Below are 15,161 nucleotides of genomic sequence, written 5' to 3' on the forward strand. Positions count from 1 at the left end.
CCTCAGGATGACGTCTCTCTGGGTGCTTCCAGTGCACAGGTGATTGCCAGATCTGGTGTAACTGCTCGATCGGCGTGCTGTGTTGACTCAGCACTCAGCACTCAGCACTCAGCACTCAGCACTTAGGACTTAGGACTTAGGACTTAGGACTTAGGACTCAGGACTCAGGACTTCGCCGTCGTCCAGCATCCCCATCTCCACATCCATCCGAACCGAGGGCCGGCCGTGACCAGGAGACCGCGTCTCAACTTCCCGCAGATGTTCAACATGAGCTTCGGCTTCCTCGGCATCCAGTTCGGATGGGGGCTGCAGCTCGCGAACATGTCCGCGATCTACGAGCGGCTGGGCGCCACGCCCGACAACGTGCCGATCCTCTGGCTGGCCGCCCCGCTCACCGGCCTGCTGGTGCAGCCGATCGTGGGCGCGCTCAGCGACCGCACCTGGGGGCCGCTGGGGCGGCGCCGGCCGTACTTCCTGGTCGGCGCCATCCTGGCCTCCATCGCCCTGTTCTTCATGCCCACGTCGCGCACGCTGTGGATGGCGGCGGGGCTGCTGTGGATCCTGGACGCCTCGATCAACATCTCGATGGAGCCGTTCCGCGCGTTCGTGGCCGACAAGCTGGACGTGAGCCAGCGGACCGCCGGCTTCGTGATGCAGTCGTTCTTCATCGGCGTGGGGCAGAGCCTGGCGAACGTGCTTCCGTACCTGCTCCGCCAGATGGGCGTCACCGGGAACACCGCCAGCGGGATCCCGCTCACGGTGAAGTACTCGTTCCAGGCGGGCGCGGTGGTGTTCATCGTCTGCGTGCTGTGGACGGTGTTCACCACCACCGAGTTCCCCCCCGAGGACATGGGCGCCCTGGACCGCGCGGAGCGGGGGCGGAGCGGGATCGGGACGCTGTTCGGCGAGATCGGCTCGTCCATCCGCGAGATGCCCGCCACCATGAAGCAGCTGGCGGTGGTGCAGTTCTTCACCTGGCTGGGGCTGTTCTGCATGTGGATGTTCTTCGGGCCGTCGGTGGCCCGGCACGTGTTCGGCGCGACCTCGGCGGGGAGCGAGCAGTACGCGCGCGGCACGGAGTGGGGCGGCGTGGGCTTCGCCATCTACTCCATCACCTGCTTCGCCGTGGCGTTCGCGCTGCCGAAGCTGGCGGCGGCCAGCAGCCGGAAGACCACGCACGCCCTGGCGCTGGTGTGCGGCGCCATCGGCCTGCTGAGCGTTCCGCTCATCCACAACCAGTACCTGCTGCTGCTCACGATGGTGGGCGTGGGGATCGCGTGGGCGTCGATCCTCTCCATGCCGTACGCCATCCTTTCCGGGGCGCTGCCGGCGGCGCGGATGGGCGTGTACATGGGCGTGTTCAACTTCTTCATCGTCATCCCCGAGATCTGCGCCTCGCTGGGGTTCAAGCGCGTCATCCGCCTGCTGTTCGGCGCCGACAACCCCAACACCCCGCTGTACATGGTGGTGGGCGGCGGCATCTGCCTGCTGGTGGCCGCCGCGCTGGTGACGCGGGTGCACGACGTGGGCGAGCCCGTGGGAGGCGAGGAGGCCGTCATCGACGCCGACGAGCACGAGTTCCTCACCATTGCCGAGTCCGCGCAGCCGGTGCCGAGCGACGCGCTGGTGAACCGCGACCCGCGCGACCGCTCCTGATGATGAGCAGGGGGATGCCCTTCCCCGCCGCGCCGCCGGCGGCGCGCCTCGTGCGTGGCCCGGCGGCGCGCGCGTTCGGCATCGCGGCGCTGATCGCGATCGGGGGATGCGGCACGGCTGCGCGACCGCCATCGGCGGGGACGGTCGCCCCGCGCGCGACCGTCGCCGTGGACGGCGGGCGGTACGATCCGCCGGCCGCGCTCGGGCGGCTCTTCCACGACGTGCAGACGGCGCGCGTCTTCCCCGATTCCAAGACATTCGTCGACGCGCGGCCGCTTGCGCCCCCGGCGGAGATCGTGCGCCGCTACGCCGCCGCGCGCGACTCGGCGGGGTTCGACCTGCGCGCCTTCGTCGGCCGCTGGTTCGAGGCGCCGCGCGACGCATCGGCCAACGTGCGGAGCGACGGCGCGAAGTCGATGGAGGAGCACATCCGCCTCCTCTGGCCGGCGCTGACCCGCCAGCCGGACCGGGCGGACGCGCGCTCGTCCCTCATCCCCCTGCCGAACGCGTACGTGGTGCCGGGCGGGCGCTTCCGCGAGGTGTACTACTGGGATTCGTACTTCACCATGCTGGGGCTGGTGGAGAGCGGGCGGATGGACCTGGTGCGCAGCATGCTGGACAACTTCGCGTACCTCATCCGCACCACGGGCCACATCCCCAACGGCAACCGCACCTACTACCTGGGCCGCAGCCAGCCGCCCTTCTTCGCGGCGATGGTGTCGCTCTACGCGTCGCACGCCGACACCGCGGCGGCGCTGCGCTGGCTGGACGCGCTGGAGGCCGAGCACGCGTTCTGGATGGACGGCGCGGACCGGCTGGCTCCCGGCGAGGCGCACCGCCGCGTGGTGCGGATGCGCGACGGCTCGCTGCTGAACCGCTACTGGGACGACCGCCCGGAGCCGCGCCCGGAGTCGTACCGGGAAGACTGGACGACCGCGCAGACGCTGCCGGAGGGCGCGCGCGAGGCCTTCTACCGCAACGTCCGCGCGTCGGCGGAGAGCGGGTGGGACTTCTCCAGCCGCTGGATGCGCGACCCCGCGGACCTGCGGACGCTGGAGACGACGGAGCTGGTGCCGGTCGATCTCAATTCTCTGCTCTACCACCAGGAGCGCACGATCGCCGCGCTGCGCGCCTTCCGCGCCCGCGCGGGGGATGCGGAGGTGGCGGCGCGCTACGCCCGCGCGGCGGAGGAGCGGCGCCGCGCGCTCCTCGCCGCCGCGTACGACATCGCGGATGGATTCTTCTACGACGTTCGCTGGCGCACCGGCGAGCGCGTGCGCGACCGGCCCACGCTGGCCGCCGCGGCGCCGCTCTACTTCGGCGTGGCGACGCCGGAGCAGGGGCGCGCGGTGGCGGCGCGGCTGCAGCGCGAGTTCCTGAAGCCGGGCGGCTTCGTGACCACCCTCGTCCGCTCCGGCCAGCAGTGGGACGCGCCGAACGGCTGGCCGCCGCTGGAGTGGATGGGGATGGAGGGCGTGCGCCGCTACGGCCGCGCGGACCTGGCCGACACGGCCCGCGCGCGCTGGCTGGCCCTCAATCGCAAGACATGGTCGTCGACGGGGCGGATGGTGGAGAAGTACGACGTGATGGACATCACCCGCCCCGCCGGCGGCGGCGAGTACCCCACCCAGGACGGCTTCGGCTGGACCAACGGCGTCGCCCTCGCGCTCTCCGCGCAGGAGGCGCGGCGGACGTCGGGGATGATAGGGACGGCGGGGACGGCGACGGGAGTGGCGAGTGCGATGGGAGATATCGTGAAAATGCGAGTGAACTCGCGGCTACAACCGCACGCAGTCCGCCTTCGCGGACTTCATCGGCGCGAGGCAGGCTCGGGCGCGCGGCGCGAACGGTAGCGTTCGTCGCGATGCCGGCGTTCTCGCGCCCCGATGTCGCGGCCGCATTCCCGCAGGGACTTTGTGCTGTTGTTGCCGCGAATTCATTCGCCATCCCAACGGGATTCGCCATCTTGCGCTCACACACCCGTCCCGCCAGGTTTTTCGCACGCGTGACACCGGCTCAAGGCGAGCCGGTGCCCTCTCCCCGAACCCCGGAGACGTACGGATGCGGAAGATGAAGCTGGATCCCGAGGCGCTGGTCGTGGACTCGTTCGCGTCCGTCGGGAGCACGGAGACCAGCGGGATTGGGGAAGGCAACGCGGTGGACGGCGGGGGGACGGTCCGCACCACCTGCGTGGGGAGCTGCGTCGACACCGGAAGTCCCTGCGTAGCCTGCTGACGGCGCGCATCCCATGACGCAAGCAGGGTGGATGGCCACGTGAGCCATCCACCCTGCTTCGTTTTCGTCCGTCGACGGGGGCGAGCCGCGGGTCGAATCCCTCGTACCATACCCAATCCGGCGGATGAATCAGCGCATCCAGCCAAATCACGTGCTGTGGCGCCGATAGATCCTTCGGCCTGCAACCTCTCGTCTAGACGCTGGTTACGGTGTGGTCGGCCTCAGGATGACGTCGGCTTGACGCGGCGAGAACACACGAACCGATTCCCGGATTCCGTATCAATCCCCGAACGACACGCCCATCCGCCGCGCCGTGCGCACCACCTCGTCGTCGATGGGAACGCGCTTGATGTCGGTGACGGCGTCGCCCAGGGGGACGCTGCGCACGTGGTTCCCCTGCAGCCCCACCATGCACCCGAAGTTGCCGCGCTCCACCGCGTGCACCGCCGCCGCGCCGAAGCGCAGCGCCAGGTTGCGGTCGTACGGCACCGGGCTGCCGCCGCGCTGGATGTGCCCCAGCGTCAGGCAGCGCGTGTCCTTCCCCGTCAGCGCCTCGAGCTCCACCGCCAGCCGGTCGCCGATTCCGCCGTAGCGCCCGGTCCCCTCCACGAAGCTGGGGAGGCCGCCCGCGGGGACCGCGCCCTCCGCGATCACCACGATGCTGAAGCGGCGGCGGGCCCGGTCGCGCTCCATGATCTTCTCCGCGATCCGCTCGGCCGAGAAGGGGATCTCGGGGATGAGGATCACGTCGGCGCCGCCGGCCAGCCCGCTCTCCAGCGCGATCCACCCGGTGTGGCGCCCCATCACCTGCACCACCATCACCCGCTGGTGCGCCTCGGCGGTGGAGTGGAGGCGGCCGATGGCTTCCGTCGCGACGTCCACCGCGGTCTGGAAGCCGAAGGTCATGTCGGTGGCGCTCAGGTCGTTGTCGATCGTCTTCGGCACGCCCACCACGCGCAGGCCCTTCAGGAAGAGGCGGTGCGCGATCTTCAGCGAGCCGTCGCCGCCGATGGCGATCAGCGCGTCGATCTCCATCTCCGCGAAGCGCCCCATGATGTCGGCCGACGGGTCGCGGTCGCCCCACGTGCCGTCCGACTGCCGCACCTCCAGCCCGAACAGGTTGCCGCGCGCGGTGGTCCCCAGGATGGTGCCACCCAGGTGGGTGATGCCGCGCACCCGCTCGGCCGAGAGCGGCACCATCCCCGGCTCGCCGTCGACCTCGTCGTGCAGCAGCCCCATGTAGCCGCGCCGGATCCCCAGCACCTCCCAGCCGTTCTCCAGCGCCGTCAGCGTGGCGGCGCGGATCACGGCGTTCAGCCCGGGAGCGTCGCCGCCCCCGGTGTTGATCGCGATCCGGCGGATGTTCAGGGAGCCGTCGGTGTGGACCGGGGTGCCGCGAGGGGCGGGAGATGCGTCTCGCGCGGGAGGCGGGGCGTGCAGCGTGGCGATCACTCGGCCAGCGCCTCCCCGCGGAGCAGGGCGTCGTCCGCCGGGGAGGCCTCGACGCGGGTGATCCGGAACGGGTGCCAGTGGCGCTCGCGCTCGGCGTGCACCATCACCCGTCCGCCCGGCGTGTCGACGGCGAACACGCCGAAGTGCGCGCTCTCGGCAAGGGCACGCGTGGGCACGAACTCCTCGCTGAACAGCTGTTCGGCCAGGTGCCGCAGCTCCTTGGCCGAGGTGAACACCGCGCCCACCAGGTCCCGCAGCCCCGCGCCGGGCTCGGCGAAATCCGCCCGCTGCACCGCGTACGGCGCGGCGTGCATCCACTGCACCTCACCCGTCGGCGTCCGAAACCGCGTCTCCATTGCGCTTCTCCCTTACGTGTGCAAGCCGGCGAGGCGGCCCTCCGGCACCGGGCCGGAATGCGACGTGTACAGTCTGGCCGAACAATTGGAAGCCGCTCTAACAATAATTGCCCGACGCCTTCGACCGCACAAGTCCAGGCAAAGACGACCCGGCGTCGCCCGCGGTCACCCCGGTGTGCGATGAAAACGTTTCCACGGCTTCATTTACAAGCGGTTTCAGGGTCGTACCCGCCGCCCGCGAGAAGGATTCATCCACATGCGGAGAACCTGCTTCGGAAGATGGAGATTCGGGACGCATGCCGGGGCTCCCGGGTGATTTGTTGGAGTTGATACGGAAACCCGTCGCACTTCGGGCGGCACGCTCCTGCCGTCGTCCACGAGAGGCGGTGCGCTTGCCACGCGTGCCCGGGAGCCGCGATACTCCACGGCCAGCCCGGAAACCCCGAACCGCCGCGGCCGCGGCGCCGACACGCCCCCGCGCTCCACCCCGCGCGCATGCTGGTGATCCGCAACGCACAGATGGACGCGCTGGCCGAAGCGGCGTTCGAGCACTACCTGGTGGCGCACCTGCGCCGGCACTTTGCCGGGCCGCTGGAGGGTTGCGGCGAGGCGTCGCTGCGGGCGCTCGTCCGGCGCGCGCTCCGGCGGGCCGCCGCGTACGGCGTGTCGTCGCGCGCGGGGCTCTGCCGGTACGTGGACCTTTCCGTGGCGCTGGGCGAGGGGTTCGAGGACGGGCCGGAGCACGCATGGGCGGCCGAGATCCTGGCCGGCCCCGGAACGGGCGACGCGCGGGTCGAGGAGCTGGCCGGCGAAGCCGTGCGCCGGCTGGCCGACCGCGTGCTGCGGCCGGAGGAGTGAGATGGACGGCCTGATGGGGCTCCTGGGCGCGCTGGGCGAGGCCTCGCGGTTCTTCCTGTTCACGCCCGTACCGATCCTTCCCTGCCAGCAGCAGGCGGGCATGGGAACGCTGCAGATCCTGGTGCGCGACCCGGTGAAGGCCAACGCCCCGGTGGTGGTGGCGTGGGTCACGGTCACCGCGAGCGACGGATCGACCGCGGTGGATCACACCGACCAGCACGGCACCACGCGGGTGATGCGCATCCTTCCCGGCACCTACCGCGTGTCGGCGCAGTGCCTGTGGCACCTGCCCGATCCGTCGCCCGAGGTGGAGGTGACGGTGCGCGAGGGGCAGCACACCGCCGCCACCATCGACCTCGAGGAGCTGCGCTTCTATCTGCACGTGGACGCCGACCGCGACGGCGTGACCGACGCCGCGCGCAGCCGCGGCACGGCGTGGACCTGGGGCGCCGGCGGACGGGGCGCCGTGGTGCTCTGCAACAACGACGACGACAACGCCAAGGGAAGCGCCGACAACGCCAACGCCGTGGTCGACGGCGCGGCCGACGTGCCGGAGCTGGCGGTGCTGCGGGTGCGCGCCCACGGGAGCGCGCAGGACCCGCCGGAGAGCTGGAACATGACGCTCGGCATCCCGGGCGCGCTGCGCGCGCGCTTCCGCATCTTCGACTCCACCGGCGCGGCGGCCAACGAGGTGGTGGGGAGCGCCACCGGCGCGGCGTACCGCCGCTCGCTGCGCGGCCACGGCACCGTGGACTACGGGATGGAGGCGGTCTCGTACGCGCAGGACGGCTTCGACGGCCTGGTGGACGTGACGCTGGAGGTGCGCAAGCACACCGGCGAAGACGGCGAGGCCCGGCGCCGCGACCCCGCCTACACCTCGGCCGCGCGGCTGCGCGTGGCGCCCTGGATCATGCCCACGCACGCCGACCGGGCCGAAACCGTGTACGTGGCCGAGTTCGACGAGAACCTCGACGCGCGCGGCCGCCTGGCCGCCTGCCTGGACGCGGCCGGGCCTGCGCTGCACATGCACCCCGTCGAGGGCGACCGCTGGATGCAGGACTGCATGGAGATCGGCTACACCAACTCGCCGGGCGCGCGGATCGACGCCGTGGTGCGCGCCCGGCGTGGGCAGGCGCTCGCGGACTTTCCCGAAACGCTGCGCGGCGCCGACTTCGGCTACGTGGGCGACTTCGCCGCGGCGAACCAGAGGCGCGGCACCGACTTCGACGGGATGGGAAACCTGGAGGTCACGCCCCCCTGCCGGGCGGCCGACGGCACCGTGTTCCCCCTGGGCCGGATCTACTACGGCCACGGCACCGCCGAGCACCCCTTCGACCCGCAGGTGCTCTCCTTCCTGCGGGCCCAGGTGGTGCAGCGGCCCTTCGCCATCGACACCAGCTGGCTGCGCGTGGGGCACGCGGACGAGATGATCACCTTCGTGCCGTACGCCGCCGGGCCGGACCACCGCAAGTGGAAGGCGCTGATCGCCAGCCCGCGCCGCGCCTACCAGATCCTGGACGGGGCCAACCCGGACGCGGTGATGCTGCGCGGGGTGACGGTCGGCGTGCTGACGTCGTCGGGCAGGGTCAGCACGCCGATGGAGATGACGGTGAACCAGTTCCTGAACGCGGTGGCGCTCATGGCCGACGTCGAGAGCCCGTACGGCCTTCCCGCCAACCACCTCTCCGGCGCGGCGCTGCGGGCGTGGAACACGCGGGTGCAGGCGCGCATCGACCAGGTGCTCGCCATCCTCGAGGCGGAGATCGGGCTGGACCGCGTCGCCGACGTGATCGAGGTGCCCGTCATCTTCCACCCCGAGAACGAGCACTGGAACCGTGCAGGAGCCGGGGCGTGGGACATCGGCGACGCGGTGGCGGTAGCCACCTCGGGCGACATGGTGAACATGCTGGTGGTCAACGGCACGTGCATCGTTCCCGAGGCGCGCGGGCCGGTGGACCCGGACTCGAACGTGGACCTGTTCCAGGACTGGCTGGAGAATGCGCTGGTCGACGCGGGCCTGGGGACGCTCTGGATCGACTGCTGGGAGCCGTATCACGAGCACCACGGCGAGATCCACTGCGGCACCAACACGCTGCGCAGGCCGGCCGACGTGGCGGGGTGGCTGGCCAACGACCCGCGCGCCCGCTGGTGGAGCTTCGCCGGATGAGCGGGCCCGCCTTCGGTGCGCCCGGCCCCGCGCCGGCGGCCGCGCTCTTCGCGCGCGCCCGCCGGGCCACCGGCGGCGCCTACCTTCGCGCCGAGGCCGCGTTCCGGGAGGCCGGCGCCGCGGCGCTGGCGTGGCTGGACTCGGCCCCGCGCGTGGAAGACCCGGTCGACCCGCTGCAGGCGGCCGTGTTCCGCGCGCTCCTTTCCGGCGGCGCGGCCACGGGCGACGACGCGCTGCGTTACCTGCACGGGATCGGCGAGGACCAGCGCGAGATGCCCAACCCGGTGCCGCTCCCCGGCCGCGTGGCGGAGAAGCTCCGGTTCCACTTCGGCGGCGCCCCCGCCGCGTTCCTGGCGCTGCGCCTGGCCAGGGAGCCGGGGTGGGCCGGGTGGATGGCCGAGGGGGTGGCCGAGTACCTGGCGCTCGCCGCCGATCCGCGCACCCTTCCCGCGCTGGCCCGGGTCGTGGCCACCACGCGCGACGCCACGCTGCGCAACGCCGCGCGGCGCGCGATCGGCGCGTTCGAGCCCGGGAGCGCGGTAACCGCCGCGCTGAACGAGGCGATCTTCCAGGCGCGCCGAGCGCCGCGGGCGGTGGAGGAGGGATGATGCGGGCTCCGGGGCCCACGCGGCGTGGCGGACGGACACCGGCGTCCGGCGGCGGACCCGCCGGAGATCCGCGCCGGAGTCTCCCGCGATGACCGGGCGCGACACGGCGGCGCACGACCCGCTGCGCGTCGGGCTGATCGGCTACGGGCTCGCGGGATCGGCCTTCCACGCGCCGCTGATCGCCGCGACGGCGGGGATGCGGCTCGCGTTCGTCGTCACCTCCAGCGCCGACCGTGCGCGCCAGGCCCGCGAGGAGCATCCCGGCGTCCGGATCCTCGCCTCCGCGGAGGAGATGTGGAGCCGCGCGGCGGAGCTGGACCTCGCCGTCGTCGCGTCTCCCAACCGCACGCACGTTCCGCTCGCGCGCGCGGCGCTGCAGGCGGGGCTCGCCGTGGTCGTCGACAAGCCCCTCGCGGCCACCTCCGCCGAGGCGCGCGCGCTGGTCGACGAAGCACGCTCGCGGGGCCGCCTCCTCTCCGTCTTCCAGAACCGCCGCTGGGACGGCGACTTCCTCACCCTCCGCCGCCTCCTGGCCGAGGGCGCGCTGGGCGACGTCCACCGCTTCGAGTCGCGCTTCGAGCGCTGGCGCCCGACGCCCAAGCAGGGCTGGCGCGAGCACGGCGACCCAGCCGATGCCGGCGGCGTGCTCTACGACCTGGGGAGCCACCTCATCGACCAGGCGCTCGTCCTCTTCGGCCCCGCACGCCACGTCTACGCCGAGCTGGACCGCCGCCGTCCGGGCGTGGAGGTGGATGACGATGCCTTCGTCGACCTCACCCACGCATCCGGTGTCCGCTCGCACCTGTGGATGAGCTCGGTCTCCGCGGACGACAACGGCCGGTTCCGCGTGCTCGGCAGCCGCGCCGCGTACGTGAAGCACCACCTCGACGTGCAGGAATCCATCCTCCGCGCCGGCGGCCGACCCGGCGCCGCCGATTGGGGCGAGGAGCCCCCCGAGCACTGGGGGCGCCTCGGCGCCGGTGAGCAGTGGGAGCCCGTCCCCACCGCGCGCGGCAACTATCCCGCTTACTACGCCGCCATCGCCGCCGCCCTCCGCGCCGGCACCCCGCCCCCCGTCGATCCCACCGACGCCATCGCCGTCCTCAAGATCATCGAAGCCGCCAGACGATCTGCGGCGGAGCGGCACGTCGTCACCCTCGGTTCGTAGAACGAGATCGCCAACTGCGTCATCAGGATGAGAGCACGCCCCGCCCGCATCGCCCCTCGATACCATCCTCCCTCAAGAATTTTTCGATAACTCACCGCACGCCGAGCCCTCCCCAACTCGCCCTCACCAGCAGCGCGGAGCAGAGGATCTTCACTCATCGCGAGGATACCGAGGCCGCAGTCCCGAAGGGACTTTGTGCTGTTGTTGCCTGGGAATTCATTCCCGGGTGACCTCGGGGCCACACAAAAGCACCGGAACCACTCCGGTCCCGGTGCCTCGATGAATCTTGCCCCTATCCCCTGTCCCTTATTCCCTGCCTCCCGTTCCCCGCCGCGCTCACCTCACCGGCACGCCCCGATCCTTGTGAGCCGCAAATGGTCGAACAGCGCCGTGTTCTCGTGCCGATCCATGTTCTCGTCCAGCGGCGTGTAGGTGAGGGTGAACGTGTGCGCGCCGGGCGTCAGCGCGAGCCGCACCGTCGTGCCGTATCCCCAATCCTCCCACGCGTTCACGCCGCGCTGCGGCATCACCAGCACCCCGGCGGGGCGGCCGTCCACCAGCAGCGTGCGGATGGCAGCCTTCGCATCGGTGTTCACCGGGCCGTTGCCGTTCGCGTAGCGCGCGTCCACGTCGTACGTGGCCGCGCAGGCGACGCGCGCCGGGACCTGCACCGTCGTGTTCGCCGTCCGCGTCAGGCGCACGTACCCCGCGCCGGTGAAGCCCGCGTGCTCGCGCTCCAGCGGCGCCCCCTGCGGCCGCGCGACCGTCACGGCGCCGGCGCGTTCCACGCGCACCGGCTCGCTCAGGAACGAGGCGGTGCCCGACGCATCGACCGCCATCACCTGGTACTCCGCGAGCGGATCGGTGCCCATCGGCAGCACCCGCGTCGCCCGCGTGGTCGTCATCACCCGCCCGTTGCGGTAGACGGTGTACGACGCCGCGCCCGCGACCGGTGTCCAGACGATCGCCCCGCCGCGCGGCGACGCCACCGGCGTCTCCGGCGCCGAGCGGTTCTCGACGCGGTTGATTGCACCCGCGGGCCACCGCCCGTTCATCCCGATCTCCACCGTGTGCTCGCCGGTGAGCGTGGCGGGGAACTCCGCGCGCTCCGCCGGCCGCCCGTCGATCCGCATCGATGCGACGCCGTCGCCGGAGCCGCGCACGGTGACCGTGAGGATGGCGCCACGGTAGCGCAGGTTCGAGAGCGTGCGCTCGCCGGCGTACGCGGGCGGCACCATCGGAGCGAACGCCAGGCGGTCGGGGCGGAAGCGCATCCCGAAGAGCACGCGGTACTGCGTGGCGAGATTGCCCGCCACGCTCCACAGCTGCCGGTCGGAGTTCAGCACCGTGCCGTCGAAGTGGCCGGTCCGCGCGACCATGTTCTCCTTGTTGGTCAGGAAGAGCGCCGCCGGCCGGTAGATGGACGCCAGCCCGTGCTCGACGGCCGCCGTGTTCCCCGCCTGGGCCGCCGCCCAGGTCCAGAACGCGTTCACGAACGGCCACAGCGCGCCGTTGTGGTACTTGGTCATGCCGGGGATGTACGGCCAGAACGTCGGCGCGCCGAACGCCACCAGCGGCGTCCGCGCGGTGACGCGCGCCGCCCGCTCGCGGTCCGCCACGCCGTAGATGACGGCGAGCGCCTCGCCCAGCGCGTCCGGACGCGGCGAGAGCGTGGGGAAGGCGCGGCCGTAGCGGTATTCGGCGTACCAGCCGAGGCCCGGCTGCCAGAGCTCCGCGTTGATGGCGCCGCCCAGCCGGTCCGCCGCGCGCGCCCAGCGCTCCGGCGGCTCGCCCAGCGCATTCGCCATGTCGGCCAGGATGCGGTAGGTGGCGTAGTGCACCACGTTCGTCCCCACCGCCGCCGAGCGGGCGATGTCGCGCGGCTCCATCCAGCGCGGGTAGCTCTGCTCTCGCCAGTCCATGAACGAGGTTTCGCCCATCGCCAGCCCCGTGGCGGGGTCCAGGATCGCATGCTGGTCGGCCTCGGCGGAGCGGCGGATGATGCCGTACGCCCGCCGCAGCCAGTCCCGATCCCCCGTCACCGCGTACAGCTCCCATGCGGCCAGCGCCCACGTCATCCGGTCCGTCGACACGGGCCACGATCCCCCCGTCCCCGTGTCCTGGATGATGCGCCCGGCCGAATCCAACTTCGCCAGCAGGCTGCGCCGCACCGCGTCCGGCGCGGCGATGGCCAGCGCCAGGACGGACGAGAAGGCGACGTCGCGCGTCCACACCCCCGGCCACTTGGCGCCCGCGGCGAGCGCCCCGTCCTCGCGCACCAGCTGCGTCAGCTCCTCCAGCGACATCCGGTACAGCGCGTCCACCAGCCGCGCGGGCGAGCGCAGCTGCGGGAAGGCGGAGACGTCCGCCCGCCGCGTCCAGATCGCCCTCCCCGTGGCGTCACGCGGGCGCGTGTACTGCGCCTCGATCGGCAGCGTGACCGCGTAGATGCTGTCGCCGTCCGGGTCCGTCAGTTCCGCGGGCGAGCCGGGGCGGAGCGTGGATACGTCCCAGCTCAGCGGCTCCGGCATCCCCAGCACGTACAGGTGGAAGTCGCGGCTCGTGATGGGCGGCCCTTCGGGCGGGTCGTACGCGCCGGTGGCGGCGAAGGAGCGCAGCACCGCGCGCATGTCCAGCCGGATCGTCACCTGCGCCGTGCCCTCCTCGCTGGTGGCGTACGCTTCCGGCGTCGGGTCTTCCGGCGGCGACTCCTCGCCGAACACGTAGACGGGCGAGACGATGCGGCCGCCGGTGGGGCGGATGTAGACGGTGTGCTGCGTCCCCGGCCGGAACTCGTTGTCCTGCCCGTCGATGCTGAAGCGGAACTGCATCTCGCGCCCCGACCGCGGATAGGTGGAGACGATGGTGTCGCGCGAGAGCGCCACCGCCTCGAACCGCCCCTGCCGCACCGACGTGTCGGTCACGGTGAACGCGTCCGAGCGGTACAACGTCGCCTGTGCCGAGGCCGTTCCCGCCAGCGCGGCAACCGCGGCAGCACCGAGCCCCATCCCCCGAATCCACTTTTTCATGCGTCGCCTTCCAGAAAAACAATCTTTCGAATCCTGATCGCGCCCCATGGACGTCATCCTGAGGCCGCCCACACCCAACCCATTCTCCCACCAGAGCTTGCAGGCCGAAGGATCCATAGCCGGCACAGCACGTCCATCCGGGATTCGCACCCCGTGCCTCGGCGCGCTTGGGCAGGCTGACGTGCTGGACGAGGATAGATCCTTCGGCCTGCAAAGTTTTGCGCAGCGACGGGTTGCGGCGTGGCCGGCCTCAGGATGACGTCTTCGGGCGGGGGACGATCGGGGACTTCCACCGGCCGTACGTCGCCTCTATCCAGTCCCCCACTGACGCAAACGGAGCCAGCGGAGAGAAATTCTCCGATGGCTCCGGCTCACCGCACCGATGCCGAGGCTGCAGTCCCGAAGGGACTTTGTGCCGTTGTTGCCGCGAATTTATTCGCCTTTCCCGCCGTCGGTCAGTGCCCGCGCGGGCGCCGGTCCTCGTACTCCAGGCCCAGCGCGTGCTCGCGCGCCTCGGTGGCGCGGCCGGCGGGCTCGTCCTCGGCGGGGGTGACGCCGCTGGAGCCCTTGCGGCCCATGAACAGGAACCAGGCGCCGAACGCCAGCACCACCAATCCCCACGACAGGTTGATGTTGTGCCCCAGCGAGCGCTGGTAGACGTCGCCGGGCCCCAGCAGCCCGTAGCCGGTAAGCACCAGCCCCAGCAGGGTGAACAGCCCGCCGATGGGGAGACGGATGTCGAGGTTCATGGCAGCGCGGAGTCAGAGGAGAACAAGTCCTAAGTCCTAAGTCCTAAGTCCTAAGTCCTAAGTCCTAAGTCCTAAGTCCTAAGTCCTAAGTCCTAAGTCCTAAGTCCTGAGTCCTGAGTCCTGAGTCCTGAGCTGCTGTTTCACTTAGCACTTAAGGACTTGGGACTTAGGACTTCCGTTCCTTAGAAGAAAATCAGATTCAGCGCCAGCGTCATCCCCAGCACCACCAGGGCCAGGATCGACGGACGCCGGTACCACGGCTCGTGCCGGTCCACCACCTTGTCGGTCAGCGAGTAGACCAGGCCGCGCAGCTCCTCGTCCGGCCGCGGCTTCGTCACCAGGCTCACCAGGATCGTCACCACCATGCAGGTGGTCCACGCGAAGATGGCCGTCCAGAAGTTCTGCGCCATCTCGCTCGGATAGGTGTTCACCACCGACCCCAGCCATCCCCCCTTGATCGTCCCCGCCACCGCGCCCGCGGGCAGCGTCAGCCCGTGGTGCACCGCCGCGGCCATCGTCCCCGCCAGCAGCCCGGTGAAGGCGCCGTGGCCGGTGGTGCGCTTCCAGAACATCCCCAGCAGGAAGGTGGCGAACAGCGGGGCGTTCACGAACGCGAACACCAGCTGCAGCATGTCCATGATGTTGTTGAACTGCGTCGTCGCATAGGCCGTGGCCACCGACAGCGCGATCCCGAACACCGTGGCCATCCGCCCCATCCACAGGTAGTGGGCGTCGCTCGCGCCTTTCCTGATGTACGCCTGGTAGATGTCGTACGTCCACACGGTGTTGAACGCCGTCACGTTGCCCGCCATGCCGCTCATGAACGACGCCATCAGGGCCGTCAGTCCCAGTCCCAGCAGGCCGGGGGGAAAGTAGTGGCCCA

At 71.2% G+C, this 15,161-nt stretch carries 12 protein-coding genes; 7 read left to right on the forward strand and 5 right to left on the reverse strand.

Annotated elements, in window-relative coordinates; translation table 11 throughout:
- The first annotated feature begins 225 nt into the window (after positions 1-225).
- From VLK66_RS10780 to VLK66_RS10790, 3 genes are all read left to right on the forward strand, one after another.
- Positions 226-1,656, forward strand: a complete 1,431-nt coding sequence (locus VLK66_RS10780; protein WP_325309416.1) for an MFS transporter — start codon at positions 226-228, stop codon at positions 1,654-1,656.
- 14 nt (positions 1,657-1,670) lie between these two features.
- The gene (gene treA / locus VLK66_RS10785) at positions 1,671-3,509 is read left to right on the forward strand and encodes an alpha,alpha-trehalase TreA (RefSeq protein ID WP_325309417.1); all 1,839 of its coding nucleotides are present in this window, start codon (positions 1,671-1,673) and stop codon (positions 3,507-3,509) included.
- A 217-nt stretch (positions 3,510-3,726) separates the two neighbouring features.
- Entirely contained in the window at positions 3,727-3,891 is a 165-nt protein-coding gene (locus tag VLK66_RS10790; RefSeq protein WP_325309418.1) for a hypothetical protein, read from the forward strand.
- A 279-nt stretch (positions 3,892-4,170) separates the two neighbouring features.
- Here VLK66_RS10790 and VLK66_RS10795 read toward each other — a convergent pair whose 3' ends face one another.
- Together VLK66_RS10795 and VLK66_RS10800 are read right to left on the reverse strand one after the other, a co-directional pair.
- Positions 4,171-5,259 (reverse strand): ATP-dependent 6-phosphofructokinase, encoded by a 1,089-nt coding sequence (locus VLK66_RS10795; RefSeq protein ID WP_349260499.1) that lies wholly within the window; start codon positions 5,257-5,259, stop codon positions 4,171-4,173.
- Between the two features lie 80 nt (positions 5,260-5,339).
- A complete protein-coding gene (locus VLK66_RS10800) occupies positions 5,340-5,699 on the reverse strand; it encodes a hypothetical protein (RefSeq protein WP_325309420.1) in 360 nt (119 codons plus the stop codon).
- Between the two features lie 501 nt (positions 5,700-6,200).
- Between VLK66_RS10800 and VLK66_RS10805 the strand changes: the two genes are divergently transcribed.
- The 4 genes from VLK66_RS10805 to VLK66_RS10820 all read left to right on the forward strand — a co-directional run bounded on the left by VLK66_RS10805 (position 6,201) and on the right by VLK66_RS10820 (position 10,500).
- Complete coding sequence (locus VLK66_RS10805) at positions 6,201-6,557, forward strand: hypothetical protein (RefSeq protein WP_325309421.1); 357 nt, start codon at positions 6,201-6,203, stop codon at positions 6,555-6,557.
- A gap of 1 nt (position 6,558) precedes the next feature.
- Positions 6,559-8,724: a protein-arginine deiminase family protein gene (locus VLK66_RS10810; RefSeq protein WP_325309422.1), complete on the forward strand. Its 2,166-nt coding sequence runs from the start codon at positions 6,559-6,561 to the stop codon at positions 8,722-8,724.
- Positions 8,721-9,332, forward strand: coding sequence for a hypothetical protein (locus VLK66_RS10815; RefSeq protein WP_325309423.1), 612 nt, complete (start codon positions 8,721-8,723; stop codon positions 9,330-9,332). The genes VLK66_RS10810 and VLK66_RS10815 overlap by 4 nt, the downstream gene beginning before the upstream one ends.
- A gap of 88 nt (positions 9,333-9,420) precedes the next feature.
- Complete coding sequence (locus tag VLK66_RS10820) at positions 9,421-10,500, forward strand: Gfo/Idh/MocA family oxidoreductase (protein WP_325309424.1); 1,080 nt, start codon at positions 9,421-9,423, stop codon at positions 10,498-10,500.
- A gap of 341 nt (positions 10,501-10,841) precedes the next feature.
- Here VLK66_RS10820 and VLK66_RS10825 read toward each other — a convergent pair whose 3' ends face one another.
- The 3 genes from VLK66_RS10825 to VLK66_RS10835 form a co-directional block, all read right to left on the reverse strand.
- Positions 10,842-13,529, reverse strand: coding sequence for an MGH1-like glycoside hydrolase domain-containing protein (locus VLK66_RS10825; protein ID WP_325309425.1), 2,688 nt, complete (start codon positions 13,527-13,529; stop codon positions 10,842-10,844).
- A gap of 455 nt (positions 13,530-13,984) precedes the next feature.
- The gene (locus VLK66_RS10830) at positions 13,985-14,278 is read right to left on the reverse strand and encodes a hypothetical protein (RefSeq protein WP_325309426.1); all 294 of its coding nucleotides are present in this window, start codon (positions 14,276-14,278) and stop codon (positions 13,985-13,987) included.
- 182 nt (positions 14,279-14,460) lie between these two features.
- The coding region (locus VLK66_RS10835; protein ID WP_325309427.1) for a sodium:solute symporter family transporter at positions 14,461-15,161 on the reverse strand (701 nt) is incomplete at its 5' end.

This window comes from Longimicrobium sp. (assembly GCF_035474595.1).
Classification (GTDB): domain Bacteria; phylum Gemmatimonadota; class Gemmatimonadetes; order Longimicrobiales; family Longimicrobiaceae; genus Longimicrobium.

Excerpts from the sequence above, each read along its gene's own strand:
- VLK66_RS10825 (WP_325309425.1), bottom strand. The coding sequence starts at position 13,529 with ATGAAAAAGTGGATTCGGGGGATGGGGCTCGGTGCTGCCGCGGTTGCC.
- VLK66_RS10810 (WP_325309422.1), top strand. The coding sequence starts at position 6,559 with ATGGACGGCCTGATGGGGCTCCTGGGCGCGCTGGGCGAGGCCTCGCGG.
- VLK66_RS10790 (WP_325309418.1), top strand. The coding sequence starts at position 3,727 with ATGAAGCTGGATCCCGAGGCGCTGGTCGTGGACTCGTTCGCGTCCGTC.
- VLK66_RS10820 (WP_325309424.1), top strand. The coding sequence starts at position 9,421 with ATGACCGGGCGCGACACGGCGGCGCACGACCCGCTGCGCGTCGGGCTG.
- VLK66_RS10815 (WP_325309423.1), top strand. The coding sequence starts at position 8,721 with ATGAGCGGGCCCGCCTTCGGTGCGCCCGGCCCCGCGCCGGCGGCCGCG.
- VLK66_RS10830 (WP_325309426.1), bottom strand. The coding sequence starts at position 14,278 with ATGAACCTCGACATCCGTCTCCCCATCGGCGGGCTGTTCACCCTGCTG.
- VLK66_RS10800 (WP_325309420.1), bottom strand. The coding sequence starts at position 5,699 with ATGGAGACGCGGTTTCGGACGCCGACGGGTGAGGTGCAGTGGATGCAC.
- treA (WP_325309417.1), top strand. The coding sequence starts at position 1,671 with ATGCCCTTCCCCGCCGCGCCGCCGGCGGCGCGCCTCGTGCGTGGCCCG.